The organism is Testudinibacter sp. 'clade 2' (assembly GCF_006227735.1).
Lineage (GTDB): Bacteria > Pseudomonadota > Gammaproteobacteria > Enterobacterales > Pasteurellaceae > Chelonobacter.
Genome location: NZ_VDHB01000260.1, coordinates 1 through 826 on the forward strand (window position 1 = coordinate 1; position 826 = coordinate 826).

At 31.1% G+C, this 826-nt stretch carries 1 protein-coding gene; it reads left to right on the forward strand.

The genetic code is table 11. From position 1 onward, the window contains the following. On the forward strand, positions 1–714 hold a 714-nt coding region (locus FHQ30_RS13360; RefSeq protein WP_500692283.1), incomplete at its 5' end, for a glycosyltransferase family protein. Positions 715–826 lie beyond the last annotated feature (112 nt).

Below are 826 nucleotides of genomic sequence, written 5' to 3' on the forward strand. Positions count from 1 at the left end.
AGTGCATATTGGTCTGCTGGGATAGTTGCTGCAGCTAAGAAAAATGGTGTGCTCGCATCTGATATTCAATATGCTTTAATTTCTAAATATCACCCAAGTTTTTCATTTCCTATTTCTGCACGAGCTTACAGTCCTGATCGCGTGTATTTGTGGTCGAAATATTGGAATATTAAGGAAACTACTTATAATAAAAGTATTGTATCATATAGTAATTACTTCAAAGAGAAAATTAAGGCATTAAATGTAGATGTTGATAAAAATTTATATGATGTAGCTTTTGTGAGCCAAAGTAGAATAGGCAGGAAGTTATTTAACTTCGCTCTTGATTATGTTAAAGCGAATAGTGAGAAGTCTGTTGTCTTTTGCCCTCATCCTGATGAAGATGTATCTACTTATCCTAGATCCAATGAGCTAATAAATTATCCGAATTTAAACATTGTTACAGATAAAGAAACCATTTTAATTATGGGACAAAGTGAAAATATTATTGGTGTGTATTCTACTTCTCTAATTGAGGCGTTAGCTTTAGGTAAAAGGGTATTTGTCTTAGCTATCAGTGGGCATGAGGTTTTTGAAAAGGAATTGGAAAGAGGATATATGAATCTGGTCCACTCAGTTGCAGAGCTAGAACTCTCAATAGTTAACTCAAGTAAAAAAATTAGCAATTTTAATTATTTAGATTTGTTTTATAATACAAGTGAGATACAAATATGATAGAGGATTTAGGTGAAAAAAATACTATTGTTTGCCCCGACTCTATACAATTTCATAATAGTAAAATTACTGTTATAGGTATTAATAATTCTGTTATTATTGAAGATAATAC